This window comes from Vibrio sp. VB16, from assembly GCF_015594925.2.
Taxonomy (GTDB): domain Bacteria; phylum Pseudomonadota; class Gammaproteobacteria; order Enterobacterales; family Vibrionaceae; genus Vibrio.
Map to the genome: position 1 here is coordinate 267,633 of NZ_CP087590.1, position 15,951 is coordinate 283,583.

Annotated in this window: 14 protein-coding genes and 8 tRNA genes; 12 read left to right on the forward strand and 10 right to left on the reverse strand. The window is 42.9% G+C overall.

The window, feature by feature from the left end; all coding sequences use genetic code 11:
* Nucleotides 1-46 precede the first annotated feature (46 nt).
* Nucleotides 47-838, forward strand: a complete 792-nt coding sequence (locus IUZ65_RS01230) for a DUF1338 domain-containing protein (protein WP_195704964.1) — start codon at nucleotides 47-49, stop codon at nucleotides 836-838.
* 10 nt (nucleotides 839-848) lie between these two features.
* On the opposite strand, the gene epmB is transcribed toward IUZ65_RS01230, so the two are convergent.
* On the reverse strand, nucleotides 849-1,889 hold the full coding sequence (gene epmB / locus IUZ65_RS01235) for an EF-P beta-lysylation protein EpmB (RefSeq protein ID WP_195704965.1): 1,041 nt from the start codon (nucleotides 1,887-1,889) through the stop codon (nucleotides 849-851).
* A gap of 35 nt (nucleotides 1,890-1,924) precedes the next feature.
* Here epmB and efp point away from each other — a divergent pair, with 35 nt between their 5' ends.
* Complete coding sequence (efp, locus tag IUZ65_RS01240) at nucleotides 1,925-2,491, forward strand: elongation factor P (protein WP_195704966.1); 567 nt, start codon at nucleotides 1,925-1,927, stop codon at nucleotides 2,489-2,491.
* 67 nt (nucleotides 2,492-2,558) lie between these two features.
* Here the strand turns inward: efp and frdD are convergent, their stop codons facing one another.
* Genes frdD through frdA form a run of 4 tightly spaced genes read right to left on the reverse strand, consistent with a single transcriptional unit; the run spans nucleotide 2,559 to nucleotide 5,869 of the window.
* Nucleotides 2,559-2,921 (reverse strand): fumarate reductase subunit FrdD, encoded by a 363-nt coding sequence (gene frdD / locus IUZ65_RS01245; protein WP_331275669.1) that lies wholly within the window; start codon nucleotides 2,919-2,921, stop codon nucleotides 2,559-2,561.
* 10 nt (nucleotides 2,922-2,931) lie between these two features.
* Nucleotides 2,932-3,315: a fumarate reductase subunit FrdC gene (gene frdC / locus IUZ65_RS01250; RefSeq protein ID WP_195704022.1), complete on the reverse strand. Its 384-nt coding sequence runs from the start codon at nucleotides 3,313-3,315 to the stop codon at nucleotides 2,932-2,934.
* 2 nt (nucleotides 3,316-3,317) lie between these two features.
* A complete protein-coding gene (locus IUZ65_RS01255; RefSeq protein WP_195704023.1) occupies nucleotides 3,318-4,058 on the reverse strand; it encodes a succinate dehydrogenase/fumarate reductase iron-sulfur subunit in 741 nt (246 codons plus the stop codon).
* The gene (gene frdA, locus IUZ65_RS01260) at nucleotides 4,058-5,869 is read right to left on the reverse strand and encodes a fumarate reductase (quinol) flavoprotein subunit (protein WP_195704024.1); all 1,812 of its coding nucleotides are present in this window, start codon (nucleotides 5,867-5,869) and stop codon (nucleotides 4,058-4,060) included. The genes IUZ65_RS01255 and frdA overlap by 1 nt, the downstream gene beginning before the upstream one ends.
* A 289-nt stretch (nucleotides 5,870-6,158) precedes the next feature.
* Here frdA and epmA point away from each other — a divergent pair, with 289 nt between their 5' ends.
* Nucleotides 6,159-7,133, forward strand: a complete 975-nt coding sequence (gene epmA / locus IUZ65_RS01265) for an elongation factor P--(R)-beta-lysine ligase (protein ID WP_195704967.1) — start codon at nucleotides 6,159-6,161, stop codon at nucleotides 7,131-7,133.
* A gap of 46 nt (nucleotides 7,134-7,179) precedes the next feature.
* Here the strand turns inward: epmA and IUZ65_RS01270 are convergent, their stop codons facing one another.
* From IUZ65_RS01270 to rsgA, 4 genes are all read right to left on the reverse strand, one after another.
* Nucleotides 7,180-8,067, reverse strand: a complete 888-nt coding sequence (locus IUZ65_RS01270; protein ID WP_195704968.1) for a DMT family transporter — start codon at nucleotides 8,065-8,067, stop codon at nucleotides 7,180-7,182.
* Nucleotides 8,068-8,291: 224 nt separating this feature from the next.
* Nucleotides 8,292-9,710 (reverse strand): SLC13 family permease, encoded by a 1,419-nt coding sequence (locus IUZ65_RS01275; protein ID WP_195704969.1) that lies wholly within the window; start codon nucleotides 9,708-9,710, stop codon nucleotides 8,292-8,294.
* A gap of 309 nt (nucleotides 9,711-10,019) precedes the next feature.
* A complete protein-coding gene (gene asd / locus IUZ65_RS01280; protein ID WP_195704970.1) occupies nucleotides 10,020-10,886 on the reverse strand; it encodes an archaetidylserine decarboxylase in 867 nt (288 codons plus the stop codon).
* Nucleotides 10,887-11,020: 134 nt separating this feature from the next.
* Nucleotides 11,021-12,073 (reverse strand): small ribosomal subunit biogenesis GTPase RsgA, encoded by a 1,053-nt coding sequence (rsgA, locus tag IUZ65_RS01285; protein ID WP_195704971.1) that lies wholly within the window; start codon nucleotides 12,071-12,073, stop codon nucleotides 11,021-11,023.
* 86 nt (nucleotides 12,074-12,159) lie between these two features.
* Here rsgA and orn point away from each other — a divergent pair, with 86 nt between their 5' ends.
* The 9 genes from orn to IUZ65_RS01330 all read left to right on the forward strand — a co-directional run bounded on the left by orn (nucleotide 12,160) and on the right by IUZ65_RS01330 (nucleotide 13,998).
* Nucleotides 12,160-12,705 carry an oligoribonuclease gene (gene orn / locus IUZ65_RS01290; RefSeq protein ID WP_195704972.1) on the forward strand — a complete coding sequence of 182 codons (546 nt, stop codon included), beginning with the start codon at nucleotides 12,160-12,162 and terminating at the stop codon, nucleotides 12,703-12,705.
* 241 nt (nucleotides 12,706-12,946) lie between these two features.
* A tRNA-Gly gene (locus tag IUZ65_RS01295) sits at nucleotides 12,947-13,022 on the forward strand.
* 78 nt (nucleotides 13,023-13,100) lie between these two features.
* Nucleotides 13,101-13,177, forward strand: a tRNA-Met gene (locus IUZ65_RS01300).
* A gap of 35 nt (nucleotides 13,178-13,212) precedes the next feature.
* A tRNA-Gly gene (locus IUZ65_RS01305) sits at nucleotides 13,213-13,288 on the forward strand.
* A gap of 86 nt (nucleotides 13,289-13,374) precedes the next feature.
* A tRNA-Met gene (locus IUZ65_RS01310) sits at nucleotides 13,375-13,451 on the forward strand.
* Nucleotides 13,452-13,486: 35 nt separating this feature from the next.
* Nucleotides 13,487-13,562, forward strand: a tRNA-Gly gene (locus IUZ65_RS01315).
* 86 nt (nucleotides 13,563-13,648) lie between these two features.
* Nucleotides 13,649-13,725 (forward strand) — tRNA-Met (locus tag IUZ65_RS01320).
* A 61-nt stretch (nucleotides 13,726-13,786) separates the two neighbouring features.
* Nucleotides 13,787-13,863, forward strand: a tRNA-Met gene (locus tag IUZ65_RS01325).
* A 58-nt stretch (nucleotides 13,864-13,921) separates the two neighbouring features.
* A tRNA-Met gene (locus tag IUZ65_RS01330) sits at nucleotides 13,922-13,998 on the forward strand.
* A 526-nt stretch (nucleotides 13,999-14,524) separates the two neighbouring features.
* Here IUZ65_RS01330 and queG read toward each other — a convergent pair.
* Nucleotides 14,525-15,667 carry a tRNA epoxyqueuosine(34) reductase QueG gene (queG, locus tag IUZ65_RS01335; protein ID WP_195706505.1) on the reverse strand — a complete coding sequence of 381 codons (1,143 nt, stop codon included), beginning with the start codon at nucleotides 15,665-15,667 and terminating at the stop codon, nucleotides 14,525-14,527.
* Nucleotides 15,668-15,951: the final 284 nt, after the last annotated feature.

Here is a 15,951-nt window from a genome sequence, read left to right on the forward strand (position 1 = left end):
TTTAGAGCGCTCAATATTCATTTTTGATTTAAACCAAGGAGGTATTATGTCACCTAGCATTCTGTTTCAGTCCTTATGGAACGATTATATTGAACGACTTTGCCCTTCTGCAGACAACGTTCATGACCTGCTTGAAGAGGGAGAGGATCTTATCAATGACCATATTGCTTTACGTACTTTCTCATTGGCTCCACTTGGATTGGAAGTGTTAGCAAAACCATTTCTGGATCTTGGTTATAAAGCGTGCGGTGACTATGTTTTTGAAAGCAAAAACCTGACAGCAAAGCATTACGAGCATCCTGATAAGACTCAACCTAAAGTGTTTATTAGTCAATTAGAGGTGGGATTATGCTCACCGCAATTGCAATCAATTGTAGAAAAATTAGTTCTTCAGGTCGATTCTGAAAAGCTAGCCAGTAGCGATTTTCTTCATCATGGCCGTTTGTGGAATATCAGCCATGAGGATTATTTACTGTTATCCAAAGAAAGCGAATACGCGGCTTGGCTAGCTGCCCATGGTTATGGCGCGAATCATTTTACAGTGAGCGTGAATCAGCTTAATGCCTTCTCTAGCGTGAAAGCCGTTAATGATCATTTAAGAGTTGCGGGCTTTGCTATTAATGAGTCAGGTGGGGAAGTAAAAGGTTCAGCGGAAGTGCTGTTAGAACAGTCTTCTACAATGGCTGACAAAGTCCCCGTATTATTTTCTGATGGAAAGCAGATCATTCCCGGTGGGTTCTATGAATTTGCTTTAAGGTATCCGATGAACAACGGCGAACTGTATCAAGGCTTCGTTGCGGCTTCTGCCGATAAGATATTTGAGAGTACGGATACGTAAGATGGGGGGGTTATTCCAACCCCAAATCTAATGGTGTTTTGCTTGGTCTACCACCGATCTCTCTGGTTAGCTTCGGTACGATATACCCAGAAACACGAGTAATGACCTCTGCCATAATCTGTTTTGCTTCTTGGTCACTGACATAGAAGTGAGCAGCCCCTTGAACCTTGTCCAATACATGTAAATAGTATGGTTGGACACCCACATCAAATAACGTTTCATTGAGATTAACTTGAGCGTCGACACTGTCATTAACCCCTTTTAGCAAGACGGATTGATTGAGTAAATGTACACCAGAAGATCTTAGCTTACCTAAGGCATTAGCGAGTGGTTCATCGATCTCATTGGCATGATTAATATGAGAAACAAAGACAACCTGTAATCTTGTATTGCGAAAAATTTGGCAGAGCTTTTCGGTGATTCGGGAAGGGATGACAACAGGCAAACGGGAGTGAATTCTCAAACGCTTGATATGCTTGAACTCCCCTAGTGCATCAATGAGCCACTCTAATTCATGGTCTTTTGCCATCAATGGGTCGCCACCAGATAATATCACTTCGTTAAGTTCTGTATGCTTGGCTATATAGTTAAGGCTTTGCTGCCAGACAACTTTGTTTCCTTTATTGTCGCTGTAAGGAAAATGTCGTCTAAAACAATATCGACAGTTAATCGCGCAGCCACCTTTTAGTATCAGTAAGGCTCGGTTACGGTACTTGTGTAAAATGCCTGGATTTTCATTTCCCTGCTCTTCCAACGGATCAGAAGAGTAACCATCATGAATCTCTAACTCTTCACTAACGGGCAGAACTTGGCGAAGAAGTGGATCATGGATATTTCCTTTCTCCATTTTGTCGACAAAGCTTTGAGGAATTCTTTGTGAGAACTGCTTTCTTGCGGTGAAGTTTATCTGGCCATTTTTATCTTTAGGCCACTGAGATTGAGGGATTCCAAGCTTTTTAAGTAATATTTCAGGATCGGAGATCGCATTCGTTAATTCAATCAGCCAGTTTTTCTCAACAGCGACGGTTTTTAGGGGTATGATATGCGACATTAAAGTTTAACTCGAAGAAAATTTAAGAGGACAAAATGGCTACAGTTAGCACTAATGAATTCAAAGGCGGTCTTAAGCTAATGCTTGATAACGAGCCTAGTGTAATCCTTGAAAACGAATACGTAAAACCGGGTAAAGGACAAGCATTTAACCGTGTGAAAATTCGTAAACTTCTTTCTGGTAAGGTGCTAGAGAAAACATTTAAGTCTGGCGAAAGTTTTGAACAAGCAGACGTGATGGATATTGATCTAGACTACTTGTACTCAGATGGTGAATTCTATCACTTTATGGACGCAGAAACATTCGAACAAACTGCGGCAGATGTAAAAGCAGTTGGTGATAGCGCTAAATGGTTGGTTGAGAACAACACTTGTATGGTTACTTTATGGAATGGCAATCCTATCACGATAACGCCACCTAACTTCGTTGAACTAGAAGTCACTGAAACCGATCCCGGCCTTAAAGGTGATACTGCTGGTACGGGTGGTAAACCTGCAACACTCATTACAGGTGCCGTCGTTCGTGTTCCTTTATTTATCCAAATTGGTGAAATAATTAAAGTTGATACTCGTTCTGGTGAATATGTAGGACGCGTTAAGTAAGCGGGTTTTTAGAAAGAAAAAAGGGATTGATGGTAAAACATCAATCCCTTTTTTATCGTCATAAGATTTAAATCATAAAGATAAAAATCACACTCAATGCTGAAATCAAACCAGCGATAAAGTAGCAAACAATCTTACCAACCACACCAGTGTGCAGTTTCAGGTCATGCATACCGTGGTGAACACGGTGCATGGCATGCCACATTGGAAGGGCCAGCGTTCCGATGATAAAGAGAGCGCCAATAAAGCTGGTTGCAAAATCGGCAACGCGCTCATAGCTCATCGCTTCTGCATCAATAATACCGAGGGGCGCAAGGATACCTATCACCAATACGGTAATGGGGGTGATCATAGCAAACCAGGTACCGCCGGCACCGAATAGACCCCACCATACGGGCTCGTCTGAACGTTTTGGATGTTTATTAACCACAATGAGCTCCTTATACGATGATGAGTACGATTAATGAGATAGCAGCAACGGCTGCCCACTGACCAAGCACAATGATCTTCGTGTCCACGAGTTTGCCTTTCAATCGAATCGGCATTACTTGTGGGAACATCGTAAAGAATGTGTGTGCGTGGTACAGGCTCCCGGCTAACGAGACGATATTGATCGCCACGACAACAGGGTTTGCCATAAAGGTTAGCCAAGCGTCCCATGATTCGGGGCCCTTAACTAAGCTGCCTAGCCCGAAAGTTAGGCACAGTGTGAAAAATATAATGGGTAATACAGTCGCTTCACGGATCATGTACATGCGGTAGAAATTGCTCTTCTGCCACCATGTTGCTTTCATTTCGCGAACGTAAGGTTTACGGTTACTCATCCTTAGTTCTCCTGAGGTTTAAGCATAGCAATCACAAAGTCTTTAGAAGACTCAACTTTACCTTGGTTTACCGCCGCGGCAGGATCAACACTCTTCGGACAGACATCAGAGCAGAAGCCGACAAACGTACAGCCCCACACGCCATTGTCACCGTTAAGCAGTTCCATGCGCTCTTCTTTACCATTGTCACGGCTATCTAGGTTGTAGCGATGAGCAAGTGCGATGGCCGCAGGGCCAAGGAACTCTGGATTCAGACCAAACTGAGGACAGGCGGCGTAACAAAGGCCACAGTTGATACAAGCAGCAAACTGCTTATATTTTGCCATTTGCTGTGGTGTTTGGTTGTTTGGACCATCTTCCGGTGTGCGGTCATTACCGATAATATAAGGCTTAAGTGCTTCAAGACGTTCGATGAACGGCGTCATGTCGACGATTAAGTCTTTCTCGATAGGGAAGTTGGCTAACGGCTCAATCAAAAGGCCATCAGGGTAATCACGTAAGAACGTTTTGCAGGCCAGCTTAGGATAGTTGTTCACCATCATGCCACATGAGCCACAGATAGCCATACGACAAGACCAGCGATAGGACAGGTCTTTATCTAGGTTATCTTTGATGTAACCCAGTGCGTCAAGCACGGACATTGTGTCATCGAAAGGAACTTCGAAGGTTTGTTTATAAGGCTCGGCGTCTTTTTCTGGATCGTAACGCAGAATATCGACTTTTTGAATTCTAGTACCCGTCATTACTTCTGCTCCTCTGCGGCTTGTGCGTCTGCGGCTTCTTTCGCCGCCGCTTCTTCTGCTGCTGCCCCATACAGGCGAGCTTTAGGTTGAGATTTCGTGATAGTAACATCACTGTATTCAATCGTTGGTGCGCGTCCTTCGTTGAAGAGCGCCAGTGAGTGTTTCAAGTAGTTCACATCATCACGTTCGGTACAGCCTTCATCTAAACGTTGATGCGCCCCGCGAGATTCACGACGAAGAATAGCCGAGTGAGCCATTGCTTCTGCCACTTCAAGGCCATAACCAATCTCAATGGCATAAAGAAGATCGGTGTTGAACACCTTTCCTCGGTCTTTAATGCTGATTTTCTTATAACGCTCTTTCAGCTCGGTCAGCTTATTCATGGTCTCTTGAATGAGGTCTTCGCGGCGGTAAATACCACAGCCCGCTTCCATAGAGTGGCCCATTTCTGTTCGAATGGTCGACCAGCTTTCATCGCCTTCTTGGTCCATCAAGCCTTGGATACGTGCTTCGACCGCTTTCACTTGTTTTTCAATCGCGTCGTCGTTCCAGCCGGTAAACGTTTCCGCGCGTTTCACCGCACTTTCGCCCGCCACGCGACCAAATACCACGAACTCCGCCAGCGAGTTTGAGCCTAAGCGGTTTGCACCATGTAGACCAGAAGAGGCACATTCACCCACGGCGAAGAGACCTTTGATTTTCGTTTCGCAACTCGGATCGGTTTCAATCCCACCCATGGTGTAGTGAACCGTTGGACGAATTGGGATCGGCTCTTTTGCCGGATCGACGTTAACATACGCCTTCGACAGCTCACAAATAAACGGCAGACGCTCTTGAAGGTATTCTTCACCTAAGTGTCTCAGGTCTAGATGCACCACATCGCCAAGGGGATGGTCGATGGTGTTGCCTTTTTGCTGCTCGTGCCAAAACGCTTGAGAAACTTTGTCTCGAGGACCCAATTCCATATATTTGTTTTTCGGCTCTCCAACCGGGGTTTCCGGTCCCATGCCGTAATCTTGCAGATAACGGTAGCCATTTTTGTTGACGATGATGCCGCCTTCGCCACGACAACCTTCGGTCATCAAGATACCTGTACCAGGAAGGCCGGTTGGGTGATATTGAACAAATTCCATATCACGCAAAGGAACACCGTGGCGATACGCTAATGCCATACCGTCGCCGGTAACAATGCCGCCGTTGGTGTTGGTGTTATAAACCCGTCCCGCGCCACCTGTCGCCAGTACAACAGACTTCGCTTTAATCGTAACAAGCTCGCCTTCGGACATGTGAATCGCAACCAGACCCTGAATCTCGTCGTTTTCAACCAGTAGGTCAACCACGAAGTACTCATCAAAGCGTTTGATTTGATTGTACTTGATAGAGGTTTGGAAAAGCGTATGCAACATATGGAAGCCCGTTTTATCGGCGGCAAACCATGTGCGTTCTACTTTCATTCCGCCAAAGCGACGGACGTTCACTTCACCGTTTTCTTTCCGGCTCCATGGACAACCCCATTGCTCCATTTGGATCATTTCTTTTGTTGCGTTTTCAACAAAATATTCAACGACATTCTGTTCACATAACCAGTCACCACCACCAACCGTATCGTTGAAGTGGTTATCAAGTGAATCTTCATCTTTGATGACGGCGGCAGAGCCACCTTCAGCGGCGACAGTATGTGAACGCATTGGGTAGACTTTAGAAATCAGGGCTACTTCTAGCTCAGGATTTGCTTCAGCCGCTGCGATTGCAGTTCGAAGACCAGCGCCACCGGCGCCGATCACTGCGATATCTGTGGTAATTATTTGCACAGTTATCCTCCAGTGTGTGTATTTGCAAAGTAATAGAGATGAACTTAAGCCCATCACTGTATGCGATGCGTATTTAGTTTTAAATTATTTTTTGACCTGAAACTAGTTTACGGGAGCGATGTCAGGAATAAATTGATATTGGCGGTTTTTTATCGTAGAAATATGACAGCAAACTTGGCATTTATTGAATGTGTGATGCTCATCACTGAGATGCGTTTTATGAATTTAATTTTCAACGTGTGTCATTTGGCTTTGAATACATACCAATCACTTACACGGACTTCGAAATATGAATAACGAGAGCTGGCAACCTAGTGCGAGTATCGATTCGCTCAAATTAAGAGCGAAATTGATTGCTGATATTCGACATTTCTTTGTCACTAGGGGCGTACTTGAAGTGGATACGCCAGCAATCAGTCATGCGACCGTGACGGATATACATTTACATACCTTTAAAACCGACTTTATTGGTCCTGGTTATGCCGGTGGGCAAGCATTATATCTAATGACAAGCCCAGAATTTCATATGAAAAGGTTATTAGCGGCGGGCAGTGGCTCTATTTATCAGATGTGTAAGTCTTTTCGAAATGAGGAAAATGGGCGCTATCATAATCCGGAATTCACCATGTTGGAATGGTATCGAGTAGGGTTTGATCATCACGATTTAATGGATGAAATGGACGAGTTATTACAGCTTGTATTGAATACTGGGAAATCGGTTCGGATTACTTATCAACAAGCGTTTTTGAGTACTTTAGAGGTGTGTCCGCTTGAAGCCTCTATGCAGGAACTAAAAGAGGCAGCAGCTACATTGGGTTTAGGTGATATTGCGGGCCCTGAACAAAACAGAGACACCTTATTACAGTTGCTGTTTAGCTTAGGTGTTGAATCTAAAATTGGTTTGCAAAGTCCCGTATTTGTTTATGATTTCCCTGCTACACAAGCAGCTTTGGCCAAAATTAATCCAAGTGATCCTAGGGTCGCTGATCGGTTTGAGGTTTATTTTAAAGGTGTTGAATTAGCGAACGGTTTTCATGAATTGGACGACCCACAAGAGCAACTCTCTAGGTTCATAGAAGATAATCAAAAACGTAGAGAACAAGGTTTAGAAATGCAGCCTATTGATTATCATCTTATTGATGCATTAAAGGCAGGTTTGCCAGCTTGTGCTGGCGTTGCATTGGGTATTGATAGGCTACTGATGCTCGCTCAGGGAAAGGAACATATTGACGAAGTAACCGCGTTTTCTTTTCCAAGAGCCTGATGATAGATATAAGATCGTGAAAGCGCATCGTTCAATCATCTTAGGGCTAACTTACTAGTATTCCTGTGCCTACAACGGCCAAAATGGCACCTAACCATGCGAATCGATTTGGTCTCTGTCTTAGATAGAGCCATAAGATGGGTAGAATCATAATCGGGGTCGTTGAAGAGAGTAAGGCGACCATTCCTACATTGCCGTCTCTTAGCGCATAAAGAATGAGCGTCATTCCAATCGCCATCGCTAAGAAGCCGCTGATAAAAGTCACTCCCAATACCCTTACCGTTATTGGTTTACTTGACCTCGCTATTTTAGATCCTGTCGCCCTAAATAATGCATGCGCTATAAACGCAGCGATCATTCGGATGGCGGATGCAGCAACAGGATCAATGGCGGTTTGCATAACGGGTTTGGCAATGATACCACCAAGAGCCTGACAAATTGCCGCGAGTAAGCCAAGAGAAACACCAATCCATACATTGCCTTTAATCGCTTCCCAGTCGTGCTGACCTTGTTTTTTCTTACCAAAGAATATAGCGGTAAGAACGCCAGCGAAAACTAAACTTGCCCCTACAAATTCAATGGTACTCATCGTTTCGCTGAAAAGAAAATAGCCGAGAATAGAAGAGAATACGGCGTGACAGGCGAATAATAGCCCGGCTTGCCTTGGCCCCATTCTATTCATACAGGCAAATAGTGCGGTATCTCCGATAAAAATACCAATCAATCCAGACAAAACCATGGGGGTAATATGAACCGATGTTACTGTGAACCAGCCACCAGTAAAGGAAGCCATAATAGTTAAAATTATGGCCGTACAACCCATACGCCATCGACTATAAGAAAACGCACCCAAGTGGCGGGCTGGGACGACAGAGATGATACTGGAGATTGCCCACAAAAAAGCTGCGGCTAGGGCTAGCCACTCATATGACATAGTGATTTCTAAGCATTATATTGAATGGACCAACTATGCCGTAAAAATCACGCCACAACTAGATCCGAGTGAGTAATAGTTTTAGTTTTAAGGAGAATGTGTTTAAGCGCAAAATGGATTATAGACGCAAATAGGTATGAACCATTCCTTACAATACAGCAGATAAAATAGACGAAGCCAGTAGATGTTTGCTACTGGCTTCGTCTGTCGACTACTAAAAGACTCTAAGTCATAATGAGTACGGCGACATAAACAATAAGCAACCCGACTATCCCCATAATAATCCCCATTTTTGCCATATCCTTACTTTCAATAAGTCCTGTGGAATAAGCAAGCGAGTTAGGTGGGGTAGAAACCGGCAGTATCATACCGAGTGACGCAGAGAACGCGACGACGACGAGCAGGCCTTGTATTCCGCCTATTGCAGATAAGCTCTCCATAGAGGCACCGATAGCCGCGGCGATAGGCATAAGCAGGTTAGCTGTTGCGGTATTGGACATAAAGTTAGCCATGAGCCAACAGACAAGAGAAAGCGTGATAACAACAGCAAAGGGCGACAATGCGCTATAGTCAATAGCATGAGCAAGTGCCACGGCAAGACCTGTCTTATCTAAGCCAATACCGATAGCAATACCCCCTGCTACTAACCACAGTACATCCCAGTTAATCTGTTTAAGTTCTTGTTTACCCATGATGCCTGTTAGCGTAAATACGGCCAACGGAATAATAGAGACCACGTACGTATTCATGCCGTGAAGCTTGGTGGTCATCCAAAGTAATATTGTCGCAGCAAAGGTGATGTAAACGACGATAGCTCGCCAACTTTTTTTAAACGTACCATCCAATTTGAGAACCATTGTTTTCTGCGATGAAGGAAAAAACTTCTGTAATAAGAACCAAGCCAGTGTTAACTGGATAACGACAAACGGTAAGCCCATCATCATCCAGGATAAGAAATCAATACTGTTCTCTCCAGTGAGGTACTGAAGCGCTATGGCGTTTGGTGGGGTGCCGATCGGTGTCGCGATACCACCTGTATTGGCAGCAATCGGTACACATAGAACGAGGGCTTTAATGCCTAAGTCCCCTTTAGGCGCTGACGCAACAATAGGACCTAGCAATGCGAGCATCATTACGGTTGTTGCTGTGTTGGACATAAACATGGAGAAAACAGCGGTAATAAGCATTAAACCAAGCATGATGAAGCGAGGTTCTGTTCCAAATGGTTTTAATAAAACACGCGCTAGGTTGTTATCAAGCTCGTATTTGGACGCCGCAATCGCTAGTGCGAATCCACCCATAAAAAGGATGATGATTGGTGATGAAAATGCACTAAAAATATCGGTGTATTTCATCAACTCTCCTAGTTCATGACCTTCAGGAGGGGTTCGAAATAGATGCAAACCTTTATTTGAAATCATGATCAGTTCTAGGGCAATGATTAATATAGAGGTTGCAAATACAGGTACAGGTTCCAACACCCAAAGTAGAGCGGCTAGAAGAAATATGGCAAGTAACCGATGTTGAATAAGGGTAAGGTTATCTATCGGAATCGAATCTATTGGTAGCATGAGAACAAGCGAAGGTATGGCAAAGCAAATGAGTAGCTTGATCAAAATCCCAATATCAAATTTTTTCTTCATCTTACATACAACCCCATAAGTGTGACCCAGCAGCTAAGTTTGCATTCTCATATTTCTATTTCGCGACGTAGCCTAAGGCAGAAAGTTAAAAGTGTCTGCAACCTAGCATAAAGTAAGCGGTTTTTTGTTACTAAGATCAGCTTGGTGTTTTGAAAATGAAAATAGATTTTTTGTAAGGGATGTGTTTTTAGTCAAATTATAAGACGAATTTTAGTCAGGTTTTGTAACGGGGGTACAGTAGGTATTAATAATGAAGTAGGTGTCAGGTTACATTATTGCACGTAACCCGACATTCAGGTGATTTTGCATCTATTTGATGTTGGCGTACGCCGTACCCAACTTCGTTGAAATACCATTGCCCATGCTAGCGTCAAAGTCGATAGCATCTTTGCTGAATAAGTTGATTACAGTAGAGCCAAGTTTAAATCGACCCATTTCATCTCCTTTCTTCAGAGCGACTGAGGTATTACCATTTGCGGGATAATCCCAGCAATATACAGTGTTGCCCCTTGGTGGAGTGACCGTTCCTGCCCAAATGAGCTCAATGCTACCAACAATCGTGGCGCCAACTAATACCTGTGCTAACGGGCCGAATTTGGTGTCAAAAATACAGACAACCCGTTCATTACGAGCAAATAAATTTGGGATGTTTTCAGCGGTTAATGGGTTTACGGAATATAAGTCACCCGGTACATAGATCATTTTGCGCAGTACGCCGTCGCAGGGCATATGAACACGGTGATAATCGCTAGGAGAAAGATAAAGAGTCGCAAAGCTACCGTCTTCAAATTCATCATACAGCGCTGTATCTCCACCTAGGAGTTCTAGTGCTGAAAAATTATGGGATTTAGCTTGGATTATCTGGCCATTTTCGATAGGACCGAACTGACTGACACAAGCATCTGCTGGATGCGTTATTACCTGTGCATCATCATTCAAGGGACGTGCGTCTGTTTTAAGTTCACGTACAAAGAAATCATTGAATGTTTTAAAGTAAGCGGGATCGGAATGCAGCGCCTCATCCATATTTATTTTGTATTGTTTAATAAACATGGTGATCACTGCGGTCGTAACACGACCTAATTTGGCCGATGCCAATTTACCTACTACTCGAGTGATCGCGTGTTTTGGTGCCCACAATTGAAACCAAATTTTAATTTTGTCTGATAAAGTCATATCTAATTTAAAAACTCATTGTTTAGACGCAGATGTTACTCAATTTATGAGAAATTGTCAGTATTTCTGCGATGTCACATCGTGCCATGGTATTTGTATCTAAAACGTAACGTGCAGAGTATAGACAATACTTATTAATCTGCTTTTTTGTTTCGAGAGTATTGGCGGTTGGCTTTGTTTTCACCCATGCTGTCAATTATTCGGTGATAGCTGTTAAATCGTTCACGACTTATTTCGCCTGCCTCTACCGCTTTTTTGAGCATGCAGCCGGGATCATCAAGATGTTTGCAATCTCTAAATTTGCATTCACCTAAGCGAGACTTAAATTCAACAAAGGCTTGGGTAACTTCATCTGCTTCGAGGTGCCATAATCCAAACTCTCTGATGCCAGGTGAATCAATAAGGTCACCACCTGTTGATATATGGTACAAGCGTGCAGCTGTCGTCGTGTGTTGACCTAATCCAGAGTTAGTAGAGACAGCCCCTTCCTCTATATCAACCTCTGGCATTAGTGCGTTGACTAAGCTGGATTTACCAACCCCTGATTGGCCGACGAAAACGTTAATTCTATTTTGTAGTTCAGCCTCAAAAGCGTCGATACCATAGCCAGTTTCTTTACTGACAAAGAGCACTTTATAGCCGATCTTTTCGTAGGTTTGTAGCTGAATTGCATACTCTTTTATCTGTTCTTCGTTTAGAAGATCAATCTTGTTCAGTACGATTAAAGGCGATATTTTTAGTGTTTCAGAAGCGATCAAATATCGGTCAATAATATTGAGAGACAATTCAGGTAAAACAGAAGATACAATAACCATCTGGTCAACGTTGGCGGCGACTGGCTTTAGGCCATCATAGTAATCTGGTCGAGTTAAAACAGACACTCTTGGCTCGACCGCTTCTACGACACCTGAAATGCCAGCCATAGATTCAAGTCCAGCGCGCCAAATAACCTTGTCACCAGAAACTAAGCTTTCAATTCCTCGACGCAAATTACAGCGATGAATTTCTTTTGTTTCTAGGTCTTCAATATCAGCATGTTGGCCAAAGCGAGTGATGACCAAGCCTACTTTCGTAGTGCCTAGCATCTCTTCATCCCACTGGATGGTTTTTTCTTGCTTTAGTCTTTTGCTCTGGTTGGAACGAACACGTCGAACCTGACCTTTGGTTAGCTTATTCTTCTTAGTCACGTTTACCTTTAGCTCATTCTAGGCTTTATCACTATCTGTTGGACGAGTATGATACCTCTTTTACAGGCAAAATAGGCAATTCATCTATGTCATTCAGCGATCAAAACTTAATTTGGGTCGATCTTGAAATGACGGGTTTAGACCCGGAGCAACACAAGATCATTGAAATAGCGACAATTGTTACTGATAGCGAGTTAAACATTCTTGCTCAAGGCCCTGTCCTTGCAATCCATCAATCGGATCAAGAATTAGAGAAAATGGACGATTGGTGCACAAATACACACACCAATAGCGGATTAGTTACCCGTGTAAAAGCGAGCGACATTGATGAAAGCGAAGCAATAAAGCAAACCATCACTTTCTTAGAAAAATGGGTACCGAAAGGTAAGTCGCCTATTTGTGGAAATAGTATTGGGCAAGATCGACGTTTTTTATACAAACACATGCCTTTACTCGAAGAATATTTCCACTATCGTTATGTCGATGTGAGTACATTGAAAGAGCTGACTCGTCGCTGGAAACCCGAAGTATTGGATGGTTTTGAGAAAACCGGAAGCCATTTAGCTTTAGATGATATTAAAGAATCTATTGCGGAACTAAAATATTACAGAAGTACGATTTTCTCTATCTAACAAATTGATATTGTTTTAACGACCCCAATTTTTAATGCAAAAATGGCGTCGTTAAGCTGTTTTTTACGTTGCAATTTATGAATATATAATTTGCTTATCGTGATTATTGATGCATTTCTGTTTTTATTGGTTCATTTTTCATCAAACAGCAAGAAAATGAATTATTTTTGTAATAAGGACTTGCATCACAAAAAAATGCTCTTATAATTCGCAGCCCTGAACGATGAAAGACGTACAGAATGCGACACTAGCTCAGTTGGTAGAGCGCAACCTTGCCAAGGTTGAGGTCATCGGTTCGAACCCGATGTGTCGCTCCAAAATCTTTCAGTCTCAGGTAATTAGTTCTCACGGTACTTAACGGTGATGCTTAGTTTTATAAGTAAGAAGTATACGGACGCGGGGTGGAGCAGTTTGGTAGCTCGTCGGGCTCATAACCCGAAGGTCGTTGGTTCAAATCCAGCCCCCGCAACCAATTTTAGATGGCTTGAATATTTTCAGGTTATCAATGCGACACTAGCTCAGTTGGTAGAGCGCAACCTTGCCAAGGTTGAGGTCATCGGTTCGAACCCGATGTGTCGCTCCAAATTATTTGTTGTTAAAAATAGATAATACAGTTCTCACGGTACTTAACGGTGATGCTTAGTTTTTTATAAGTAAGAAGTATACGGACGCGGGGTGGAGCAGTTTGGTAGCTCGTCGGGCTCATAACCCGAAGGTCGTTGGTTCAAATCCAGCCCCCGCAACCAATTTTAGATGATTTGAATATGTTCAGGTTATCATTGCGACACTAGCTCAGTTGGTAGAGCGCAACCTTGCCAAGGTTGAGGTCATCGGTTCGAACCCGATGTGTCGCTCCAAATTATTTGTTGTTAAAAATAGATAATACAGTTCTCACGGTACTTAACGGTGATGCTTAGTTTTTTATAAGTAAGAAGTATACGGACGCGGGGTGGAGCAGTTTGGTAGCTCGTCGGGCTCATAACCCGAAGGTCGTTGGTTCAAATCCAGCCCCCGCAACCAATTTCAAGTTCTCACGGTACTTAACGGTGATGCTTAGTTTTATAAGTAAGAAGTATACGGACGCGGGGTGGAGCAGTTTGGTAGCTCGTCGGGCTCATAACCCGAAGGTCGTTGGTTCAAATCCAGCCCCCGCAACCATTTTCAAGTTCTCACGGTACTTTAACGGTGATGCTTAGTTTTGCAAAAAGTATACGGACGCGGGGTGGAGCAGTTTGGTAGCTCGTCGGGCTCATAACCCGAAGGTCGTTGGTTCAAATCCAGCCCCCGCAACCAATTTTAAACAATGTGAAAGCGTTATTTTCATAACCTTCAAGTTGTTATTAAATAGTTTATTTCAAACGCTCTTTTCCTAATGCTGTGAAGCATTACTCCCCATGAAAATGTACCTCACTAGTTTTATACTGCTAGCTTTTCCACCGCTTAAACTCAAGCGGAATGGACGTTTCCTATCATTTAAGAAAAATAATCAACAGACTTATCCACTTATTTTTTTCTGTGGATAACCTAGTGAGTAAAAGTCAGATCGACTAAAAAAAAGCAAATACTCCGCAAGATCCTCTATCTGCCACACAGAGTTGCATATCTTCTTATTTTACCGCAAGAGTATGTTTTATAAGGTTTATTAGTTAGTTTGGCGAGATCAAGGTAAAAAAAGAAAGGATCATTAACTTGTTGTTTATTGATCTTCGTCATTTCTTTGATTTGTGTTTAACTTTTTTAATTGAAATGTTTTGAGGGGAAGCAAAAGGTTTTTTCCACATTCTCAGCTTTGCGAACGATATCAATCAAGTCCCTTAAGCTACGCATCTCTGGGCAATCCTTTTTGTACTACTCTAATCAGGCGTTTTGTTTTATTGGACAGGGTTGATAAGTGTTCACTATTCGTATTTCCACTTGGTACGTGTTTCATCTGTTCTGCTATCGCCCAGTTCACATGCTCATCCAGTGTCGATGTGAGTCCCAGTTTGTCTTCCAATGCCCAAACAATGTCTTGGGAGTATGGGGCGTTGCCTAAGGCAATAGAAATATTACGCAACCATTGAGTGTGCCCAATTCGGCGTATCGCGGAACCTTCCATATTTTTAAGGAACTCTTTTTCGTTCCAAGAGAACAGCGTTAATAAATCGGGCGACGAAAAATAGGTTCGACGATGAAAATCTTTTTGTTGCGTTAGATCTGAAAAACGGTTCCATGGGCAGACAAGCTGACAATCATCACAACCATAGATGCGATTACCTATGGCCTTTCGATACTCTGTAGGAATAATGCCGTCATATTCGATAGTAAGATATGAGATACATTTTCTAGCATCCACAACGCCATCCTCAATAATGGCTTGAGTCGGACAAGAAGTGATACACGCATTACACTTACCACATTCATTTTCGACTACATCATCGACAGGTAGCGGGATATCGACAAGAAGTTCACCTAGGAAAAACCACGAACCCGCAGTGCGATTAATAATGAGGGAGTGCTTTCCTGTCCAACCGATGCCTGCTTTTTCGGCTAAAGGTCGTTCTAATATTGGTGCGGAGTCGACAAAGGGGCGATACCCCATAGTGCCAACTTCAATTTCTATCATCTTACCTAATTGGTTTAACTTATTTCTTACCAATTTGTGATAATCGCGCCCTAAAGAATACCGGCTAATGTACCCTTGCGTAGGGTTATTAAGGTTACTCGCAAACTGGGCTTCTGGAGGAAGATAGTCCATGCGAACGCTGATTACTCGGACTGTTCCCGGAAGAAGTTCGTCTGGGCGAGAACGCATTGTGCCATGGCGTGACATCCATTCCATCTCTCCATGATATCCTGCCTTTAACCAATTAAGCATTGCCTCTTCATGCTGAGATAGGTCAACATCACAAATACCAATTTGTTGAAAACCAAGCTCTTTGCCCCATTGTTTAATTTTTTCTGCTAAAGCTAGGTAGTTCATAAGGATAGTTAGATAGATGAAGGAGTAGTAATTTTACCTGAATTAGCGTGATAGAGCTATTCCGTGGGTTAAGGTAAAGGTGAGTAAATATAACAAAGCTTACCATTTTTTCCTTTCAGGTCTTGTCTCTCAAATCAAACACGATTTACTTTTCTGAACCTTTTGATTTTTATATAGTTGAATTTTGATTTATATACAGTGACTTTTGATTTATATATAGTGACTTTTGATTTATAAATAGTTGAAAAACTATTCCTAACTAGGCTGGAAATGGCGTTCATTAG